This window comes from Streptomyces sp. JNUCC 63, from assembly GCF_054366325.1.
Map to the genome: position 1 here is coordinate 5,907,395 of NZ_CM135963.1, position 19,789 is coordinate 5,927,183.

At 70.4% G+C, this 19,789-nt stretch carries 16 protein-coding genes and 1 tRNA gene; 7 read left to right on the forward strand and 10 right to left on the reverse strand.

Annotation, left to right across the window (positions count from 1 at the left end; genetic code table 11):
- Window positions 1-74: 74 nt before the first annotated feature.
- The 3 genes from ACX25U_RS27115 to ACX25U_RS27125 all read left to right on the forward strand — a co-directional run bounded on the left by ACX25U_RS27115 (window position 75) and on the right by ACX25U_RS27125 (window position 3,949).
- Complete coding sequence (locus ACX25U_RS27115) at window positions 75-908, forward strand: NAD(P)H-binding protein (RefSeq protein WP_454383796.1); 834 nt, start codon at window positions 75-77, stop codon at window positions 906-908.
- Window positions 909-1,154: 246 nt separating this feature from the next.
- Window positions 1,155-2,540, forward strand: a complete 1,386-nt coding sequence (locus ACX25U_RS27120) for a pyridoxal phosphate-dependent decarboxylase family protein (RefSeq protein WP_454383797.1) — start codon at window positions 1,155-1,157, stop codon at window positions 2,538-2,540.
- Window positions 2,537-3,949, forward strand: a complete 1,413-nt coding sequence (locus tag ACX25U_RS27125) for a lysine N(6)-hydroxylase/L-ornithine N(5)-oxygenase family protein (RefSeq protein WP_454383798.1) — start codon at window positions 2,537-2,539, stop codon at window positions 3,947-3,949. Before ACX25U_RS27120 ends, ACX25U_RS27125 begins: the two co-directional genes overlap by 4 nt.
- A 34-nt stretch (window positions 3,950-3,983) precedes the next feature.
- Here ACX25U_RS27125 and ACX25U_RS27130 read toward each other — a convergent pair whose 3' ends face one another.
- Entirely contained in the window at window positions 3,984-5,804 is a 1,821-nt protein-coding gene (locus ACX25U_RS27130) for a bifunctional metallophosphatase/5'-nucleotidase (protein ID WP_454383799.1), read from the reverse strand.
- 138 nt (window positions 5,805-5,942) lie between these two features.
- Here ACX25U_RS27130 and ACX25U_RS27135 point away from each other — a divergent pair, with 138 nt between their 5' ends.
- Together ACX25U_RS27135 and pyk are read left to right on the forward strand one after the other, a co-directional pair.
- Window positions 5,943-6,662 carry an SIMPL domain-containing protein gene (locus ACX25U_RS27135; protein ID WP_454383800.1) on the forward strand — a complete coding sequence of 240 codons (720 nt, stop codon included), beginning with the start codon at window positions 5,943-5,945 and terminating at the stop codon, window positions 6,660-6,662.
- Between the two features lie 113 nt (window positions 6,663-6,775).
- Window positions 6,776-8,221 (forward strand): pyruvate kinase, encoded by a 1,446-nt coding sequence (gene pyk / locus ACX25U_RS27140; RefSeq protein ID WP_454383801.1) that lies wholly within the window; start codon window positions 6,776-6,778, stop codon window positions 8,219-8,221.
- Window positions 8,222-8,240: 19 nt separating this feature from the next.
- Here pyk and ACX25U_RS27145 read toward each other — a convergent pair.
- Window positions 8,241-8,313: transfer RNA gene (locus tag ACX25U_RS27145), tRNA-Leu, on the reverse strand.
- Between the two features lie 106 nt (window positions 8,314-8,419).
- On the opposite strand from ACX25U_RS27145, the gene ACX25U_RS27150 reads away from it, so the two are divergent.
- On the forward strand, window positions 8,420-9,094 hold the full coding sequence (locus ACX25U_RS27150) for an ANTAR domain-containing response regulator (RefSeq protein WP_454383802.1): 675 nt from the start codon (window positions 8,420-8,422) through the stop codon (window positions 9,092-9,094).
- A 64-nt stretch (window positions 9,095-9,158) separates the two neighbouring features.
- Here the strand turns inward: ACX25U_RS27150 and ACX25U_RS27155 are convergent, their stop codons facing one another.
- The 8 genes from ACX25U_RS27155 to ACX25U_RS27190 all read right to left on the reverse strand — a co-directional run bounded on the left by ACX25U_RS27155 (window position 9,159) and on the right by ACX25U_RS27190 (window position 18,859).
- Window positions 9,159-9,875: an ABC transporter ATP-binding protein gene (locus ACX25U_RS27155; RefSeq protein ID WP_454383803.1), complete on the reverse strand. Its 717-nt coding sequence runs from the start codon at window positions 9,873-9,875 to the stop codon at window positions 9,159-9,161.
- Window positions 9,872-10,816, reverse strand: a complete 945-nt coding sequence (locus tag ACX25U_RS27160; RefSeq protein WP_454383804.1) for an ABC transporter ATP-binding protein — start codon at window positions 10,814-10,816, stop codon at window positions 9,872-9,874. The genes ACX25U_RS27155 and ACX25U_RS27160 overlap by 4 nt, the downstream gene beginning before the upstream one ends.
- Before the next feature lie 3 nt (window positions 10,817-10,819).
- Window positions 10,820-12,649, reverse strand: a complete 1,830-nt coding sequence (locus tag ACX25U_RS27165; protein ID WP_454383805.1) for a branched-chain amino acid ABC transporter permease — start codon at window positions 12,647-12,649, stop codon at window positions 10,820-10,822.
- A gap of 5 nt (window positions 12,650-12,654) precedes the next feature.
- Window positions 12,655-13,587 carry a branched-chain amino acid ABC transporter permease gene (locus ACX25U_RS27170; protein WP_454383806.1) on the reverse strand — a complete coding sequence of 311 codons (933 nt, stop codon included), beginning with the start codon at window positions 13,585-13,587 and terminating at the stop codon, window positions 12,655-12,657.
- Between the two features lie 112 nt (window positions 13,588-13,699).
- The gene (locus ACX25U_RS27175; RefSeq protein ID WP_454383807.1) at window positions 13,700-14,929 is read right to left on the reverse strand and encodes a branched-chain amino acid ABC transporter substrate-binding protein; all 1,230 of its coding nucleotides are present in this window, start codon (window positions 14,927-14,929) and stop codon (window positions 13,700-13,702) included.
- 288 nt (window positions 14,930-15,217) lie between these two features.
- Window positions 15,218-15,856: a Tat pathway signal sequence domain protein gene (locus ACX25U_RS27180; protein ID WP_454383808.1), complete on the reverse strand. Its 639-nt coding sequence runs from the start codon at window positions 15,854-15,856 to the stop codon at window positions 15,218-15,220.
- A 162-nt stretch (window positions 15,857-16,018) separates the two neighbouring features.
- Window positions 16,019-16,531 (reverse strand): hotdog fold thioesterase, encoded by a 513-nt coding sequence (locus ACX25U_RS27185; protein ID WP_454383809.1) that lies wholly within the window; start codon window positions 16,529-16,531, stop codon window positions 16,019-16,021.
- A gap of 48 nt (window positions 16,532-16,579) precedes the next feature.
- The gene (locus tag ACX25U_RS27190; RefSeq protein ID WP_454383810.1) at window positions 16,580-18,859 is read right to left on the reverse strand and encodes an FdhF/YdeP family oxidoreductase; all 2,280 of its coding nucleotides are present in this window, start codon (window positions 18,857-18,859) and stop codon (window positions 16,580-16,582) included.
- A gap of 144 nt (window positions 18,860-19,003) precedes the next feature.
- On the opposite strand from ACX25U_RS27190, the gene ACX25U_RS27195 reads away from it, so the two are divergent.
- Complete coding sequence (locus ACX25U_RS27195) at window positions 19,004-19,618, forward strand: RraA family protein (RefSeq protein ID WP_454383811.1); 615 nt, start codon at window positions 19,004-19,006, stop codon at window positions 19,616-19,618.
- Window positions 19,619-19,789: the final 171 nt, after the last annotated feature.

Here is a 19,789-nt window from a genome sequence, read left to right on the forward strand (position 1 = left end):
GCACGGGCCGGTCGTCCCCTCCTAGGCTTCCAGAGGTCAGGGACGACCAGCCCGAGCTTCCCGGAGGCAGACCCGTGATCGCAGTGACCGGTGCGACCGGCAACGTCGGCCGCGCCCTCGTCGAACGCCTCGTCGCCGCCGGCCGGCCCGTACGGGCGCTGACCCGCGACCCGCGGCGGGCCGCGCTGCCCGAAGGCGCCGAGGTCGTACGGTTCCAGACGGACGACCCGGCCGCCCTGTTCGCGGGCGCGACCAAACTCTTCCTGTACGTCCAGGCCGGCGGCGAGCGGACCACCGCCCTGCTGCGGGCGGCCCGCGAGGCCGGCGTACGGCACGTCGTCCTGCTCTCCTCCGCGATCATCCGCGAGGGCGCCGACGAGACCCACCCGATCCACGTCATGCACGCCCGCGCCGAGCGGCAGATCCGCGACAGCGGACTGGCGTGGACCTTCCTGCGGCCGGGCGCGTTCGCCACCAACGCCCTGCAGTGGGCGCCGCAGATCCGCTCCGGGAACACCGTCCGCGGCGTCTTCGCCGACGCCGTCACCGCGCCCGTCCACGAGGACGACATCGCCGCCGTGGCCGAACGCGCCCTCCTCGACGACGGCCACGAGGGCGCCGCCCATCGCCTCACCGGACCCGAGCCCACCACCAACGCCGAACAGGTCGCCGCGATCGGCCGCGCCCTCGGCCGCGAACTCGCCTTCGTCGAGATCCCGCCGGACCAGGCCGGCCCCGAGCTCTACCCGCACCTGCCGCCCCAGATGCTCCAGGCCCTGCTGAAAACCTTCGAGTCCACGCTCGGCGTCCCCCCGGAGATCACCCACACGGTGGAGAAAATCACCGGCACCCCGGCCCGCACCTTCGCCCAGTGGGCCCAGGACCACAGGGCCGACTTCCGGCCCTGACGCGAGGCCCCACCGGAGCCGTCGCCGGTCGGTGCCGAGGCCGCCGGCCGGCGGGCGGATCCCGGTGAGCGGGCGGTACGGCAGGCGGCGTCACACCCGGACGGGTGACCCGTGAGCACCCCGCCGCCCACGCCCGGCAGGGCCCCGTACCCACTTTCGGGTTCTGATCGTCGTGCTTTCGGGCGCGTCGGGCTTTACTGCGTACAAGCTGGTAGCCCCTGCCCCCGCGACCCGGAGGACAGTCCCATGAGCACCCCGCCCCCCGGCGACCCCGCCCGCCTCGCCTCCGGCCCCGACGGCCCTCGCACCCTGCGGCCCCTGGTCCACACCGTGCTCGACGCCCTCGACAGCGGCCGGCGTGCCCGCGGTGGGCCGCTGCCCGCGGGCGGGCCCGAGGCGGTCGCCGCCCGGGTCCGCGACGCCGTGGGAGATGTCCTGCCCGAGCACGGCGCCCCGGACGCCCTGCGCACCCTCGTGCACGCCCTCGCCGAAGGCGCCGCCGACCCCGCCGACCCGCTGTGCGCCGCCCACCTGCACTGCCCGCCGCTCGCCGTCGCCACCGCCGCCGACCTCGCCGCCAGTGCCCTCAACCCCTCCCTGGACTCCTGGGACCAGGCTCCCGCCGCCTCCGAACTCGAAGCCCTCGTCACCCGCGCGCTCGCCCATGAGACCGGTCTCGCCGACTCCGTCGTCACCACCGGCGGCACCGAGTCCAACCAACTCGCCCTGCTGCTCGCCCGCGAGACCTACGGCGGCGGCATCCGCCTGGTCTGCGGCGCCAACGCCCACCACTCCCTGCCCCGCGCCGCCTGGCTGCTCGGCCTGCCCGAACCCGTGATCGTGCCCGCCCCCACCGGCACCATCGACCTCGCCGCCCTGCACAGCGCCCTCACCCACCTCACCGGTCCCCGCGGCTCCCTCGTCGTAGCCGCCACCGCAGGCACCACCGACGCCGGCCTCATCGACCCCCTCCCCGAGATCGCCGGACTGTGCGCCGCCCACGGCGCCCGCCTGCACATCGACGCCGCCCACGGCGGGGGACTGCTGTTCAGCGAACGCCACCGCGACAAGCTCACCGGGCTCGAAGCAGCCCACACCGTCACGCTCGACCTGCACAAACTCGGCTGGCAGCCGGTCGCCGCCGGACTCCTCGCCGTCCGCCGCCCCCGCGACCTCGCCGTCCTGCACCAGCGCGCCGACTACCTCAACGCCGACGACGACACCGAGGCCGGCCTGCCCGACCTCCTCGGCCGCTCCCTGCGCACCACCCGCCGCCCCGACATCCTCAAGATCGCCGTCACCCTCAAGGCCCTCGGCCGCAGCGGCCTCGGCGCCCTCGTCGACCAGGTCTGCGCCCGCGCCCGCGAGTTCGCCGACCTCATCCACGACCACCCCGGCTTCGAGCTCCACGACCGGCCCACCATCAGCACCGTCCTGTTCCGGCCCGCCGGCGCCACCGACGACACCGTCGCCGCCGTACGCCGCGGACTCCTCACCGAGGGCCGTGCCGTCCTCGGCCGCGCCCGCCTCGACGACCGGCTCTGGCTCAAGGCCACCCTCCTCAACCCCGACACCCGGCCCGAAGACCTGGCCGCCCTGCTCAAACTGGTGGAAGGAAGCATCCCCGGATGAACCAGCCGCACCCCACCCCCCACGCCCCCTACGACCTGGTCGGCATCGGCATCGGCCCTTTCAACCTCTCCCTGGCCGCCCTCGCCCACCCCCTCACCGGGCTCCGCACCGCCTTCTACGAACAGCGCCCCCGCTTCCACTGGCACCCCGGCCTGCTCCTCGACGGCGCCCGCGTCCAAGTGCCGTTCCTCGCCGACCTCGTCACCCTCGCCGACCCCACCAGCGACTGGTCCTTCCTCAACTACCTGAGAACCCGCGGCAGACTCTTCCCCTTCTACTTCGCCGAACGCTTCCACATCCAGCGCGCCGAATACGACGCCTACTGCCGCTGGGTCTCCGAGAACCTGCCCGCACTGCACTACGGCCACCAGGTCGACGCCGTCCGCTGGAACCCCGAACTCCACGTGTTCGAGGTCGACTTCACCCAGCTCGGCGCCGATGGCGAAGCCGAGGCCCTCGGCCGCGCCCACACCCGCAACGTCGTCCTCGGCATCGGCACCGAACCCCACGTACCCGCCCCGCTCAGACCCCTCGCCGACGCCCCCGGCGTCCCCGTCGTCCACGCCGCCGACTACCTGAGGCACCGCGACACCCTCCTCGCGGCCGGCCACATCACCGTCGTCGGCTCCGGACAGTCCGGCGCCGAGGTCTTCCTCGACCTGCTGCGCCACCGCCCCGCCGGCGGCGAACGGCTGCGCTGGATCGGCCGCACCGAGGCCTTCGCCCCGATGGAGTACTCCAAGCTGGGCCTGGAGCACTTCACCCCCGACTACACCCGCTACTTCCACGCGCTGGCCGAACCCGTGCGCGACCGGCTCGTCGCCGCACAGTGGCAACTCCACAAGGGCATCGACGCCGACACCCTCGCCGCCATCCACGACGAGCTCTACCGCCGCACCCTCGACGGCGGCTGGCCCGACGCCGTCCTCACCCCCGGCGTCCGCGTCCGCACCGCCGGCCGCCTCGCCACCTCACAGATCGAACTCCACGTCGAACACGTCCAGCAGGGCACCCGCACCCGCCTCACCACCGACGCGGTCGTCCTCGCCACCGGCTACCGCGAACGCCCCCTCGCCCCCCTGCTGACCGCCCTCGAGCCCTACCTGCACCGCGACAGCAAGGAACGCCCGCGCGTCGACGAGCAGTTCCGCCTCGCCCTGGACACGTCCATCACCGCCACCGGCTGCCACATCCACGTGCAGAACGCCGAACGCCACACCCACGGCGTCGGCGCCCCCGACCTGGGTCTCGCCGCCTGGCGCAGCGCCACCATCCTCAACTCGGTGACCGGGACACAGGCGTACCCGCTGCCCGCCCGCACCGCCTTCACCACCTTCGGCCTGGAACAGAAGCAGCCCCAGATCCCGCCCACCCGCCGGATCAAGGCTCTCCTGGCGGACGGAATCTGAGGCCGCGCCTTCAAGTCCCCGCGCGGGGAGCCGGTCAGAACACCGGCGTGCCGTTACGCGTCAGCTTCCAGTCCACCGACGCGAAGTCCTTCGGGTCCAGTACGCCCTTCGCCGTCACCCACTCCGCGATCCGCGTACGGATCTCCGTCGACTCCGACCACAGCTCCTGCGCCGAGGCCACGTGCGGGAACGCGCCGCCGCCGTTGGCCCGGTAGTTGTTCACCGCCATCACGAACTGCTGCGCGTCGTCCAGCGCGGCACCGTCGTACGTCAGGTTCCTGATCCGCGAACCGGCCGGCTGGGCGATGTCGATGTCGTACCGGAGCCCCGACACGTAGTCGTAGTTGTAGTCCGGGCGGTTGTTCGCGTTCGTCAGCCTGTCCACGTCGACCGGCGCACCGGCGGGCGTCTGCACGAAGTACTCCGCCGAGTACTCCAGGTACGCCCGCATCTGGGCGCCCGTCATCAGCTTGGCGACCAGTGTGTTGTCGTACACGTACAGGCTGGACAGGTCCCGGATCGTCACCTCGCCGGCCGGGATCTCGGAGGTCCGCGAGAAGGGGGAGGCCTGCGCGATGACGGGCAGCGCGGCGTACTGCGTGCCCGCCAGCGCGGCCTTCACCACGTCCTCCTGCACCTTGGTGATCAGGTCGATGATCGGGGCGTCCTTGTAGCGGGCGTCCACCGTCGTCAGGCTCTGAGTCGCCCGGCCGACCACCTGGTTGACGTACTTCACGACCTTCGCGTGCTCGCCCGCCAGCAGCTTGGTGATCTTCGGGTCGTCGGCGACCGTGTTGGAGTTGCGCAGCGAGGCGGAGACCGACTCCACCTCCCACCGGCCCTTGGCGAACACCAGCTCGATGTCGAAGAGGGTCAGCCGCTCGGCGTAGCACAGCGGCTCCGAGAGCACGACCGTCCTGCCCGTCTTCTCGTTGGTGACCCTCAGCTCCGGGATCTCCTGGTGCGCGTGACCCACCAGGATCGCGTCGATACCCGGCACCTGCCGGGCGACGTTCGCGGCGGCGTCCTCCACCCACGGCAGCTGATCACCGTACGACGACTTGCCGGACGTACCCGAGTGCGCCGAGACGACGACCACGTCCGCGCCCATCGACCGCAGCTTCGGCACCCACTTCGCGGCCTGCTCCTCCAGCCCCGGGAAGTCCAACTTGCCCTGGACATAGGCCTTGTCCCAGATCGCGATGCCCGGGTTGGTCAGACCCAGCACGGCGACCGTCACCGGCGGGACACCCGGCTTGTGGAACTTCTTGACGAAGTACGGCGGGAAGGCCGGCTTCTGGGTCCTGTGGTCCACCGCGTTCGCGCCCAGCAGTGGGAAGTCGCACTGCTGCTCGAACCGGCGCAGCGTCTCGATGCCGTAGTTGAACTCGTGGTTGCCGAGCGCCACCGCGTCGTACCCGATGGCGTTCATGGCCTTGGCCATCGGGTGCACCGGGCCGCCCTTGGCGGTGATCGGGTCCACCTTCGCGTAGTAGTACGTCAGCGGGGTGCCCTGGATGGTGTCGCCGGCGTCCAGCAGCAGTGTGTTCTCGCGGCCCTTCTCCTTGCGGACCTGGTTCACCAGCGTGGAGATCCGGGCCAGGCCCTGGGCGTTGCCGGCCGCGTCGGTGTACTCCCCGTCCTTGAAGTAGTCCCAGTTGAAGACGTGCCCGTGCAGGTCGGTGGTGCCCATGACGGTGAGCGAGTAGCGCTTGCCCGGCTTCCGGGACTTCCCGGCCGCCGCGGGGCCCGTGACCGGCGCGGCCCCGGCCGCCGGAGCCGCCGCGCCGGCCAGCGCCACCCCCGCCCCGGTCGCGGCGGATCTCGTCAGGAACTTCCGGCGGTTCAGCGGCATGGCTGGGTCTCCTGGTGAAGGGGTCAATGACGCGCGTAGATTCTGGCGGTCCGCGGCGCGCCGCAACACCCCCGGGAGGTTGCGATCTGGTGACCGGCGGGGGGCGGGGGACCGGGCAACGGTGACAGAGTGGGGCGTATGACGTCAGCCTCCGCACCCGAATCCGGCCCCGCCGTCCCCCACGGCACCCCTGACGCACCCCGCATCGCCGTCCGAGGCGAGGCCCACCTCGAAGTCGACCCCGAGATCGCCCGCATCGGCATCACCGTCACCGCCCGCGGCAAGGACCGCCGTTCCGCCCTCGACGACCTCACCCGGCGCAACGCCGGCGTCATCGACCTCGTCAAGTCCTACGGCCAGGCGGTCGAACGCCTGGAGACCGGCGCCTTCTCCATCACCCCGGAACTCACCCGGCACGGCCGCGGCGAACGCGTCCGCACCTATCACGGCACCGTCCACCTCACCGCGGAGCTCTCCGACTTCACCGCCCTGGGCGAACTCACCACCCGACTGGCCGACTTGGAACTCACCCGGGTGGACGGACCCTGGTGGGCACTGCGCCCCGACTCGCCGGCCCACCGGCAGGCACGGCAGCAGGCCGTACGCGAGGCCGTCCAGCGGGCCAGGGAGTACGCCGAGGCGCTCGGCACCACGCTCGCCGCCCTCGTCGAAATCGCCGACATCGGCGCGGAGAACGCCCGGCCCATGCCGCAGGCCCCGGGCAGCATGCGGACGAGGGCGGCCTACGGCGCACCCGTCCCGCAGGACGAGGCCGCGCCCCTGGACCTGGAGCCGGAACGGCAGCACGTGTACGCGCAACTCAACGCGCGATTCACGATGGCACCGCCCAAACTGTAGTCAGAGCACCGCCCCGCACAGTTCAGAAGTTGTCAATGTCCCTTTGCCCAAAGGTTGTTGAGCAGTCACGTCGCACCACATCGCTACCGACTGGTAAGGCCTAGGCTCACATCATGCGCCGAGCAAAGATCGTCTGTACTCTCGGGCCCGCCACCGACACGTACGACCAGATCAAAGCCCTGGTCGACGCCGGAATGGACGTCGCCCGACTCAACCTCAGCCACGGCGACCACGCCGAGCACGAGGAGCGCTACCGGCACGTACGCAAGGCCGCCGACGAGACCGGCCGCAGCGTCGGAATACTCGCCGACCTCCAGGGCCCGAAGATCCGGCTCGGCCGTTTCCGCGAAGGACCCGTACTCCTCGAACGCGGCGACACCTTCACCATCACCGTGGAAGAGGGCGTCGAGGGCGACCGCCACATCTGCGGCACCACCCACGCCGGCCTCGCCGAGGACGTCACCCCCGGCGAACGCATCCTCGTCGACGACGGCAGGGTCGGCCTGGAGGTGACCGCGGTCGACGGCCCCCGGGTCCGCACCAGGGTGATCGAAGGCGGAGTGATCTCCGATCACAAGGGCCTGAACCTGCCCGGAGTCGCCGTCTCCGTCCCCGCCCTGTCCAAGAAGGACGAGGACGACCTGCGCTGGGCGCTGCACACCGGCTTCGACGTCGTCGCCCTGTCGTTCGTCCGCAGCGGCCGGGACATCCTCGACGTCCACCGCGTCATGGACGACGAGGGTCGCCGCCTCCCGGTCATCGCCAAGATCGAGAAGCCCCAGGCGGTGGAGGCCATGGAGGACATCGTCTCGGCCTTCGACGGCATCATGGTCGCCCGCGGCGACCTGGGCGTGGAAATGCCCCTGGAGCAGGTGCCCATCGTCCAGAAGCGCGCGATCAAACTGGCCAAACGCAACGCCAAGCCGGTGATCGTCGCCACCCAGATGCTCGACTCGATGATCGACAGCTCCCGCCCGACCCGGGCGGAGGCCTCCGACGTGGCCAACGCGGTCATCGACGGCACGGACGCGGTGATGCTGTCGGGCGAGACCAGTGTGGGCAAGTACCCGGTGCAGACGGTACGGACGATGGCCCGCATCGTCACGGCGGCCGAGGACGACATCCTCGCCAAGGGCCTGCCGCCCCTGACCGAGCGCAACAAGCCCCGCACCCAGGGCGGCGCCGTCGCCCGCGCCGCGGCGGAGATCGGCGACTTCCTCGGCGCCAGATTCCTGGTCGCCTTCACCCAGTCGGGCGACACGGCCCGCCGCCTCTCCCGCTACCGCTCCCCGATCCCGCTCCTGGCCTTCACCCCGGAACCGTCCACCCGCTCCCAGCTCAGCGCGACCTGGGGCGTGGAAACGTTCCTGGGCCCGCGCGTCGACTCGACCGACGCGATGGTCGACCAGGTCGATGAACTGCTCCTGAGGCACGGCCGCTGCGAGAAGGGCGACGTGGTGGTCATCACAGCCGGCTCACCCCCCGGCGTGCCCGGCTCCACCAACCTGGTCCGGGTGCACCACATCGGGGAGGATGACACCCCCAAGCAAAACCGGTGACCTTGAAATCGGAAGAACGTACCCCGGGTCGGATTCGAACCGACGCTGGATGGTGTTTGAGACCATTGCCTCTACCGCTGGGCTACCGGGGCCCCTTCAAAACGAAGATCGACGGTCACCCGCCGTGCCCCCACCTTACCGCAGCTCGGTAGGCTCTTGAGAGCAGTATCTGCCTCCCCCGGAACAAGGAGCGCCCCCGTGACCGCCGAGTCGCCCCAGCCCGTAGACGTGTCCGACGACGACAAGTCGCACGTGCCTCCGCTGACGACGCGCGTCGTCATCGCCGAGGACGAGGCGCTGATCCGGCTGGACCTCAAGGAGATGCTGGAGGAGGAGGGGTACCAGGTCGTCGGGGAGGCCGGGGACGGGGAGCGGGCCGTGGAGCTGGCCCGGGAGCACCGGCCGGATCTGGTGATCCTCGATGTGAAGATGCCCAGGCTCGACGGCATCTCGGCGGCCGAGAGGATCGCCGAGGAGCGGATCGCGCCGGTGCTGATGCTCACCGCGTTCTCGCAGCGTGACCTGGTCGAGCGGGCTCGGGACGCCGGTGCGATGGCGTATCTCGTGAAGCCGTTCAGCAAGAGCGACGTCGTTCCGGCGATCGAGATGGCCGTCTCGCGGTTCACCGAGCTGAAGGAGCTGGAGAAGGAGGTCGCGGACCTCGCCCAGCGGCTGGAGACCCGCAAGCTCGTCGACCGGGCCAAGTCGATCCTGCAGACGGAGTACGGGCTGAACGAGCCGGCCGCGTTCCGCTGGATCCAGAAGACCTCGATGGACCGCCGTATGTCCATGCAGCAGGTCGCCGAGGCGGTCATCCAGGACAGCGAGGAGAAGAAGGCCGCGAAGGGCGCCCCCAAGCCCGATGAGGGCTGAGTGGGGCCGGGGAGGACGAGGGCCTGCGCCCCCCTCCGAGGGGGGCGCAGGCCCTCGTCCTCTCTCAGTCCTCGCCCAGGTACGCCTTGCGGACCGATTCGTCGTGCAGCAGGTCCTGGCCGGTGCCGGAGAGGACGATGTTGCCGACTTCCATGACGTGGCCCTGGTCGGCCAGGGAGAGTGCCGCCTGGGCGTTCTGCTCGACGAGCAGAATGGTGGTGCCCTGGGCCTTCAGCTCGGCGATGGTCGCCATGATCTTCTGCATCATGATCGGGGAGAGGCCCATGGAGGGCTCGTCGAGCATGAGCAGTTTCGGCCGGCACATCAGGGCCCGGCCCATGGCGAGCATTTGCTGTTCGCCGCCGGAGAGGGTGCCCGCGGCCTGCTTTCTGCGTTCGCCCAGGATGGGGAAGAGGTCGTAGGCGCGCTGGATGTCCTTCTCGATGCCGTCCCTGTCCTTGCGGAGGAAGGCGCCGAGCCGGAGGTTGTCCTCGATCGTCATCCTCGGGAAGATGTGCCGCCCCTCGGGGGAGTGGGCGAGGCCGAGGGAGACGATCTGGTGGGCGGAGACCTTCTTCAGCGACCTGCCGTTGAACCTGATCTGCCCGCCGACCGGCTTGAGCAGCCCGGACAGGGTGCGCAGGGTGGTGGTCTTGCCGGCGCCGTTGGTGCCGATGAGGGTGACGACCTGGCCGGCCTCGACCGTGAAGGAGATGCCCTTGACGGCCTGGATCTTGCCGTAGGCGACGCGGAGGTCCTCGACTTCGAGCAGTGCGGTCATCGGTCGTTCTCCTTGCCGGGCGCGGCGTCCTGCGGGGTCTCGGCGCTCTCGGCCTCTGTTTCCGCCTCGGCCTCCGCCTGGGCCTCGGCGCTCTCCACCTCGGCGGCCTCCTCGTCGCCGGGTGCGCCCTCGAAGGGCTCGCCGAGGTAGGCGGCGACGACGCGTTCGTCGCGCTGGACGGTGGCGCTGTCGCCCTCGACGAGCTTCTCGCCCTGGACGAGTACGGCGACGCGGTCGCAGAGGTTCATGATGAACCGCATGTCGTGCTCGATGACGAGGATGGCGATGCCCATGTCCCGGATGGCGAAGACCAGTTCCTCGGTGGCGCGGGTCTCCTGCGGGTTCATGCCGGCGGTGGGCTCGTCCAGGAGCAGCAGGCCGGGTTCGCTGGCCAGCGCGCGGGCGATCTCGAGCTTGCGCTGTTCGCCGTAGGGCAGGTTGCGCGAGAGGTGGTCGGCCTTGTGGGCGAGGCCGACGAACTCGAGGAGTTCCATGGCGCGTGCGCGGGAGGCGGCTTCGGCCTTGTGGAAGCCGGGGCCGCGCAGGAGGGCGGACCAGAGTCCTTCCTTGGTGCGGGTGTGCCGGCCGACGAGGACGTTCTCCAGGACCGTCATGTTGGCGAACAGGCGGATGTTCTGGAAGGTGCGGGCGATGCCGGCCGCGGTGACCTTGAAGGACTTGGACGGCAGGACCTTGCCCTTGTAGCGGACCTCGCCCTCGGTGGGGACGTAGAGGCCGGTCAGGCAGTTGAAGAAGGTGGTCTTGCCGGCGCCGTTGGGGCCGATGAGTCCGACGATCTCGCCGCTGTTCACGGTGAGGTCGACTCCGCGTACGGCAGTGAGGCCGCCGAAGCGCATGGTGACGCCGCGTGCGTCGAGGATGGCCTCGCCGGGGGTGGTCGCGTCGGGCGTGGTGCCCTTGGTGGTGGTGTCGGTTGTCATGGGTCAGACCCCTGCCTTGCTGAGGACCGCGGGCGCTTCCGTGTCCTCGTGGAACTCGAGCTGGCGGCGCCGGTTGGCGATGAGGCCTTCCGGGCGGAAGCGCATCAGCAGGACGAGTGCGAGCCCGAAGGCCAGGAGCTGGTAGTTGCCGAGGAATTGGAGCTTGGCGGGGATGAGGTAGAGCAGGGCCGCGCCGACGAGTGGACCGCTGATGGTGCCCATGCCGCCGAGGACGACCGCGGCGAGGAGGAAGGCGGAGTTGGGTGGGATGGCATGGGCGAACTGGTACTGCTCGGGAGTCACGGTGTAGGTGACGTGGGCCTGGACGGCGCCGGCGAGGCCGGCGAGGGTGGCGCCGAGGGCGAAGGCGATGAGTTTGACGCGGAAGCCGTTGATGCCCATGGCGCGGGCGGCGGTCTCGTCCTCGCGGATGGCGATCCAGGCGCGGCCGATGCGTGAGTCGCTGCTGCGCCGGAAGACCACGACGACGACCAGCGTGATGAGGAGCATCAGCAGGAAGTAGTTGGCGAAGCGGGCGATGGTGAACCCGAGGAAGGTGTGTTCCTGGCCGAAGTCGAAGCCGAGGATGTTCAGGTTGGGAATGGAGGAGATGCCGTTGGAGCCGTTGGTGACGTTGGGTCCTGAGGTGCCGTCGGTGTTGTTGACGGTGATGCGGAAGATCTCTCCGAAGCCGAGGGTGACGATGGCGAGGTAGTCGCCGCGCAGTCGCAGGGTGGGGGCGCCGATGAGGACGCCGAAGACCATGGCGACTACGGCGCCGAGCAGTGCCGAGGCCCAGAACGGGAAGTGGACGTGCAGGGGCGAGGCCGGTGAGCCGGAGACGAGGGCGGCGGTGTAGGCGCCGACGCCGAGGAAGGCGACGTAGCCGAGGTCGAGGAGGCCGGCGAGGCCGACGACGATGTTCAGGCCGAGGGCGACGGTGGCGAAGATCAGGATGTAGACGCCGATGGTCGCGTACTGGTCGTCGGACTGGGTGAAGGGGAAGGCGGCGGCTGCGACGAAGGCGCCGATCATGGTGATGTTGCGGTGCTTGGCGGTGATCGCCGAGATGCGGCCCACCAGTCCGGCCTTGGAGAGGGCGGCGAAGCAGAAGCCGGCGGTGATGAGGAAGCCGATGAAGAGCTCGCTGTACGGGGTGCTGATGCCGTAGGTGAAGACGGTGAGGCCGATGGCCATGGCCGCGATGATGATGAGGATTTCGGCGTAGGGCGGGAGCTTGCCGGCGGGGCGGGCGGTGCCGGTGGCGAAGACCGCCTTGAGCGTGTCCCGGAAGTGGGCCGCTTCGTGCTTGAACTGTTCCCAGCCGCTGTCGTCGGGGTCGGTGGGGTTGGGTTCGGGGCGTTCGAAGGGCAGGGCCAGGGCGCCGATGAGGGCGGTGAGGCTGGTGGCGGCGACGATGTAGCCGCCGGGTTCGAGGTTGACCACACCGCCGAGTTCGACGCTGATGGCGAGCACTGTGTACCAGGCGGTGGCGAATGTGGCGAGGGCGGCGAGTTTGACGGCTGCGTCGGCGCCGGAAGGGGTGAGCCAGCCGAGGCCCTTGACGCCGTAGGAGGACAGGGCGAAGAGGGCGGTCAGGGCGCCGCCGATGAGGACGAGGACCTGGAGGCCGCCGGGGTAGCCGTTGACGGTGAGGTCTCCGGGGAAGTCGGAGGTCCAGGTCCAGGCGAGGAAGGTGGAGATGAAGGTGAGGACGGCGCCGCCGGCGGCCAGGGCGCGGCCGATGTGGGCCGGTATGGGGATGAGGCCGGTGGGCTTGCTGTCGGCGGTGGGGGCGTTGGGGGTTTCGGGTGCTGTGGTTTGTGTGGTCATCGGTGTCACGCCCTGTCCGCGACGCGCTCGCCGAGCAGACCCTGGGGCCGGAACAGCAGCACGAGGATGAGGAGTACGAACGCCCAGACGTCGGCCCAGGACTGGCTGCCGAACTGGTGCATGCCGGGGATGTCGGAGATGTAGGCGGTGGCGAGGGTTTCGGCGACGCCGAGGACGAGTCCGCCGATCATGGCGCCGTAGATGTTGCCGATGCCGCCGAGGACGGCCGCGGTGAAGGCCTTGAGGCCGAGGATGAAGCCCATGCGGAATTGGATCTCGCCGTACTTGAGGCCGTAGGCGACGCCGCCGACGGCGGCGAAGGCGGCACCGAGGGCGAAGGCGACCACGATGATGCGGTCGGTGTTGATGCCCATGAGCTTGGCGGTGTCGGGGTCCTGGGCGGTGGCCTGCATGCCGCGTCCGGTGCGGGTCTTCATGACGAAGTAGCCGAGGACGGCCATGCTGATGGGGGCGGCGCAGAAGAGGAAGATGTCACCGGTCTGTATGGTGACGCCGCCGACCTCGAAGGGGCCTCCGGCGATCTGTGGGAAGGTGCGGGCGGACGCGGCATCCGGGTACCAGGCCCACACCGCCTGCTGCAGGGCGAGGGAGAGGCCGATGGCGGTGATCAGGGGCGCCAGGCGTGGGCCGCCGCGCAGGGGACGGTAGGCGAGCCGTTCCGCCCCGATGGCGACGAGGACGGCGACGATGATGGCGCCGAGGAGCATGAGCGGCAGCGCGATCCACATGGACGTGCCGTTCGGAAGTACCCACAGGTAGACCGAGAGTGCGCCGAAGGCGCCGGTCATGAAGATCTCGCCGTGGGCGAAGTTGATGAGCTGGACGATGCCGTAGACCATTGTGTAGCCGATGGCGACCAGCCCGTACATGGATCCCAGTAGCAGGCCGTTGACCAGCTGCTGCGGCAGTTCGTTCACCGCATGTCCTCCGAGACTTCGGATGTTTGACGGATTGTGGCCGGATGCGCGTGCGCGCGGGGCGCCAGTGGAACAGCGCCCCGCGCGACGGTTGAGCGGTGCTGGTTGTGGCTCAGCCCGTGTAGGTTCCGGAGTGGACCGAGTCCCAGGCGCCGTTCTTGACGGCGTAGACGGTGAGCTGCTTGTTGGTGGCGTCACCGAACTCGTCGAAGGAGACCTTGCCGGTCACTCCGTCGAAGGAGACGTTCTGCATGGCCTCGGTGACCTTGGCGCGGGCGTCGGAGGGCAGCTTGCCGCCGTTGTCCTCGACGACCTTCTTGACGGCCTCGATGATGGCCCAGGCGGAGTCGTAGGAGTAGCCGCCGTAGGCGGAGTACCCCTCCTTGTAGCCGGCGGTCTTGTAGTCGGCCACGAACTGCTTGGCGGAGTCGAGTTCCTCGACCGGGGTGCCGACGGAGGTGGCGAGGTCGCCGGTGCTGTCGGGGCCGGCCAGCTCGATGAATTTGGGGTCGTTGATGCCGTCGCCGCCGATGAGCGGGATCTTGGCGCCGGCGGCCTTGATCTGCTTGCTGAGCGGGCCGGCCTGCGGGTACTCGCCGCCGTAGTAGACGATGTCCGCGCCGGACTTCTTGACCTTGGTGGCGACGGCGGAGAAGTCCTTGGTGTCGGGGTTGATGTGCTCGGTGCCGACGACCTTGCCGCCGAGCTTCTTGAACTCCTCCGTGAAGGTGCCGGCCAGGCCGGCACCGTAGGTCTTCTTGTCGTCGATGACGAAGACCTTCGTCTTCTTCGCGGTGTTGTAGACGTACTGGGCGGCGAACGGGCCCTGGATGGCGTCCGTGGTCGCGGTGCGGAAGTACGCCTTGTACTGGCGTACCTTCTTGGTCCGCCAGTTGGGGCCCTGGCTGAGGGAGGGGCCGGTGTTGGCGGGGGAGACCTGGACCATCTTGGCGTCGTCGAAGACCTTCTGCATGGACTCGGAGACGGAGGAGTTGAGGGGGCCGACGGCGCCGAGGACGTCCTTGTTGGCGACGAGCTTGACGGCGTTCTGCTGGCCCGCGGAGGGCTGGACCTGGTCGTCGAGGGCCTCGATCTTGAAGGTGATGCCCTTGACGAAGTTCTGCTTGTTGGCCGTCTTGGCGGCGAGGTCGGCGGAGTTCTTGATGCCGAGGCCCATTGCGGACAGGTCGCCGGTCAGCGGGGCGTCGACGCCGATGATCACGGTGGTGCCACCCTTGCCGGAGTCCGAGCCCTTGTCTCCGCCCCGCGAGCCGCAGGCGGTGAGGGTGAGCGCTCCTGCTGCCAGCGCGGCGGTAATGGCGATGAGCGAACGTTGACGCACGATCAGTCCTTTCCCTGGCACGGCCCCTCCCCCCTGGAAGTGGCCGAGTCGAGCGTCGGTCCGAAGGTCTTTCCTGACCGCGCCGTGACTGGCCGTGACTCTAGGCGTGGGCGGGGAGCATGGAGGAGGGTCTGGGCGAGGCTGTGATGTTCTTGTTATCACCCGGACTAATGCGGAGCGGTACCGCACGGGTGGAACAGCGGAATTCGGGCCGATTCGCCCGGTCCGGATTCCAAGAACCCGCAGGACGCGGAGAGTTGGGTTCAGGAGTCTCGGGCGTTTTGGTGATTACCTGGAATCGTTGCCGCAGGCTACGTGAAGGGCCCGGGAGAGGGCCTGCGCGTAACGCGGGCCGAGGATGAAACTGTGCACTTGGATTGCTCGCGTATTACGCAGTGTCACATCCAGGAAAGGCAGTCCGGCGTTCTCCGAAACCTGCCCGCATTCCCTTATATGCATGGTGATGACAACCTTTTGGGCGGATCCCGCCTTCGTTCGGAAAGGGGGCCGGGGCTCGGAGGTGACGGAAAGTCCCGCGTACGGCTGGCCGATGCGGGTCACGGTCACGGGCGGGCCGGATCGCACGCTGACCAGCACCGCGAAACTGAAGCTCCTGGTCCCGGCGTCGCGGGGCGGCGTGGCCACCGCGTCCAGGTAGGAGATGTCGGTGACCTGGGAGGGATAGGGCGGGGGAGGGGGCGTGGGAGAGGGCGCGGGCGGCGGGGTGTGCTCGCGGGTGGTGTAGAGGTAACTGCCGCCCATGAGAAGGAGGATGAGCGCGGCGGTCGTGAGGACGGCGCGGCGGTGCCGCTGGTACAGCCGTGCGAGGGGGCCGTACGCCGGGGTGGTGCGGGGTGGGTCGTCGGGGCCGGGCGCGTCCCACGCGCGCGTGCCCTCGCCCGGTTCGAGCGGACCGACGCCGCTCACCGCGACGGCCCTTCGCCGGAGGTGCCGGCGACGCGGTGCCCCGGTCCGAGCCAGGACCGGAGCGCCCGTGCCCCCGGCCGGGGGGCTCCTCCCGCTGCCATGCCATGAAGCTAGGGCCGGCCGGGTCCGGGGGCAATGGCCGGGGGAAGGCTGCTTCGCGGCTCAGCCGGCCGCGGAGGGGCTGCCAGTGCTGCCGGGGCCGCCGGGGTCGCCCTCGCCCGGGTTCACGTCGCGCAGCAGGCAGGTCAGGCGGGCGCTGCACACCCGCCGTCCCCCCTCGTCGCTGATGACGATCTCGTACGTCGTCGTCGAGCGCCCCCGGTGGACGGGCGTGGCCACGCCCGTGACCAGGCCGGAGCGGACTCCGCGGTGGTGGGTGCAGTTCAGGTCGACGCCGACCGCGATCTTGGAGCTGCCGCCGTGCAGCATGGAGCCGACGGAGCCCAGGGTCTCGGCGAGGACGGCGGAGGCGCCGCCGTGCAGCAGTCCGTAGGGCTGGGTGTTGCCCTCCACCGGCATGGTGCCGACGACGCGGTCGGCGGACGCCTCCAGGATCTGCACGCCCATACGGGTGCCGAGGTGTCCGGCGGAGAACAGGGCGGGCAGGTCGATACCGAGGGCGGCGTACTCGTCGAGGACTTCCTGCGGGAACTTCACGTCGTGCTGCTCGCCCATGGCGTCCGGCTCCGTTCGTCGTTGATCGACTGCTTACTGAGCGAACGCTCAGTCGGTCGCCGATTGTTCCAGACGCACCACGACGGACTTGCTGGCCGGGGTGTTGCTGGTGTCCGCGGTGGCGTCCAGCGGCACCAGGACGTTGGTCTCCGGGTAGTACGCAGCCGCGCACCCGCGCGCGGTCGGATAGTGCACGACCCGGAAGCCGGGCGCCCGCCGCTCCACGCCGTCCTTCCACTCGCCGACCAGGTCCACGTACGACCCGTCGGCGACGCCCAGCGCCCGCGCGTCCTCGGGGTTGACCAGCACCACCCGCCGGCCGTTCCTGATCCCGCGGTAGCGGTCGTCCAGGCCGTAGATGGTGGTGTTGTACTGGTCGTGCGAGCGCAGCGTCTGCAGCAGCAGCCGGCCCTCGGGCACCTCGGGGTACTCCACGGGCGCGGCGGTGAAGTTGGCCTTGCCGGTGGCCGTGGGGAAGCGGCGCTCGTCGCGCGGGGCGTGCGGGAGCGCGAAGCCCCCGGGGCGGGCCACGCGCGCGTTGAAGTCCTCGAAGCCGGGGATCACGCGGGCGATGCGGTCGCGGATCGTGGCGTAGTCCCGCTCGAACTCCTCCCACGGCACCACGCTGTCCTCGCCCAGCACCCGGCGGGCCAGCCGGCACACGATGGCGGGCTCGGACTTCAGGTGGACGCTCGCCGGCTGGAGCCGGCCACGGGAGGCGTGCACCATGCCCATGGAGTCCTCGACGGTGACGAACTGCTCGCCGCCGGCCTGCAGATCGCGCTCGGTGCGGCCCAGCGTCGGCAGGATCAGGGCACGCGCGCCCGTGACGACGTGCGAGCGGTTGAGCTTGGTCGACACGTGCACGGTCAGCCGGGCGCGGCGCATGGCCGCCTCGGTGACGTCGGTGTCGGGGGAGGCGGCCACGAAGTTGCCGCCCATGGCGAAGAACACCTTCGCCTCGCCGTCGCGCAGGGCGCGGATGGCCCGGACGACGTCGTAGCCGTGCGCGCGCGGCGGAGCGAAGCCGAACTCCTTCTCCAGGGAGTCCAGGAAGGCGGGGGCGGGCCGCTCGAAGATGCCCATGGTGCGGTCGCCCTGCACGTTGGAGTGGCCGCGCACCGGGCACACGCCCGCGCCCGGCCGGCCGATGTTGCCGCGCAGCAGCAGGAAGTTGACGATCTCGCGGATGGTCGGCACGGAGTGCTTGTGCTGGGTCAGACCCATCGCCCAGCACACGATGGTGCGTCGGGAGGCGAGCACCATGCGCAGCGCCTCCTCGATCCGCTCGCGGGCCAGACCGGTCGCGGCGAGCGTCTCGTCCCAGTCGGCGGCACGGGCGGCGGCCGCGAACTCCTCGTACCCGTGGGTGTGCTGACGGACGAACTCCTCGTCGACCGCGCCCTCGGTCTCGACGACCAGCTTGTTGAGGAGGCGGAAGAGGGCCTGGTCGCCGCCGATGCGGATCTGCAGGAACAGGTCGGTGAGCGCGGCGCCCTTGAGCATGCCCTGCGGGGTCTGAGGGTTCTTGAACCGCTCCAGACCGGCCTCGGGCAGCGGATTGACACTGATGATCCTCGCGCCGCCGGCCTTGGCCTTCTCCAGGGCGGAGAGCATGCGCGGGTGGTTGGTGCCCGGGTTCTGCCCGGCCACGATGATCAGGTCGGCCTTGTACAGGTCCTCCAGCAGGACGCTGCCCTTGCCGACGCCGAGCGTCTCCGACAGGGCCGAACCGGAGGACTCGTGGCACAGGTTGGAACAGTCGGGCAGGTTGTTGGTGCCGAGCTCGCGGGCGAAGAGCTGGTAGAGGAACGCGGCCTCGTTGCTGGTGCGGCCGGAGGTGTAGAAGAGGGCCTCGTCGGGGGAGCCGAGGGCGGAGATCTCCTCGGCGACGATGTCGAAGGCCCGCTCCCAGCTCACCGGTTCGTAGTGATCGGCGCCCTCGGGCAGGTGCATCGGATGCGTGAGCCGCCCCTGCTGTCCCAGCCAGTAGCCACTCTTCTCCGCCAGCTCGGACACGGGGTGCGCGGCGAAGAACTCCGGGGTGACCCGGCGCAGGGTGGCCTCCTCGGCGACCGCCTTCGCCCCGTTCTCGCAGAACTCCGCCGTGTGCCGCCGCTCCGGCTCCGGCCACGCGCATCCCGGGCAGTCGAACCCGTCCTTCTGATTGACCCGCAGCAACGTCAACGCGGTGCGCCGCACGCCCATCTGGCGCTGCGCCACCCGCAACGTGTGCCCGATGGCCGGCAACCCCGCCGCCGCATGCTCCGGCTCGACGACCTCCGGCGCGTCCTGAACCGGATCCCCCTTCGGCGCCTTCGCCACCATCGCACGCTCCCCTTCGACCACGCGGACTGAAGACCGCCCCCGATCCTGCCACGCCCCACTGACAATGCCCCGGACCGTACAAGCGGACTTCGGGACCGGAGCATGCGATCATCGGCGACTCGCCGACCGGAACGGAAGGAAACGATGGGCAACCCGTTCAAGGACGTTCCCCCCACCACCCTCGCCGACCTGCTGGGCCGTGAGCAGGTCATGGACATCGGCATCCGCCCGCTGTGGGACTCGCCGCGCGTGGCCGGCCCCGCGTACACGGTGCGGTGCGAGCCCGGTGACAACCTGATGCTGCACGCTGCGATCCACCGCGCCGAGCCGGGCGCGGTCGTCGTCGTGGAGTCGGGCGACGTGGACTACGCGCTGGCCGGCGGCAACGTGTGTGCCGTCGCCCAGCGCCGGGGCATCGCGGCCTTCGTGGTCGACGGCGTCGTCCGCGACCTCGGCGAGGTGCGCGAGGCCGGCTTCCCGGTCTTCGCGCGCGGCGTCATCCCGATACCCGGCACCAAGAAGAAGCTCGGCTCGCTCGGTGAGCCCGCCCGCGTCGGCGGCGTTCTCGTGCACCCCGGCGACATCGTGGTCGCCGACGAGGAGGGCGTCGTCGTCACCCCCGCCGCCCGCCGGGACGAGATCCTCGCCGCCGCGCGGGCGAAGCTGGCCAAGGAGGCCGAGGAGCCCCTCGACGCCTGGGAGGAGAACCACCGCGCCCGCATCGAGAAGGCACTGAGCGCCCAGGGCTTCACCGACTGACCCGGCGGGAGGACCGAGACGGATGGGGCCACCCTGCCGGGGGTGCAGGGGGCGAAGCCCCCGCCGGGGTCCGGGGTGGAGCCCCGGGGCGGGACTCCTCTCCCCACCGAGAGGGGTGGGAGGTTGGGAAATTGGGGTGCAGGGGGCGAAGCCCCCGCCGGGGTCCGGGGT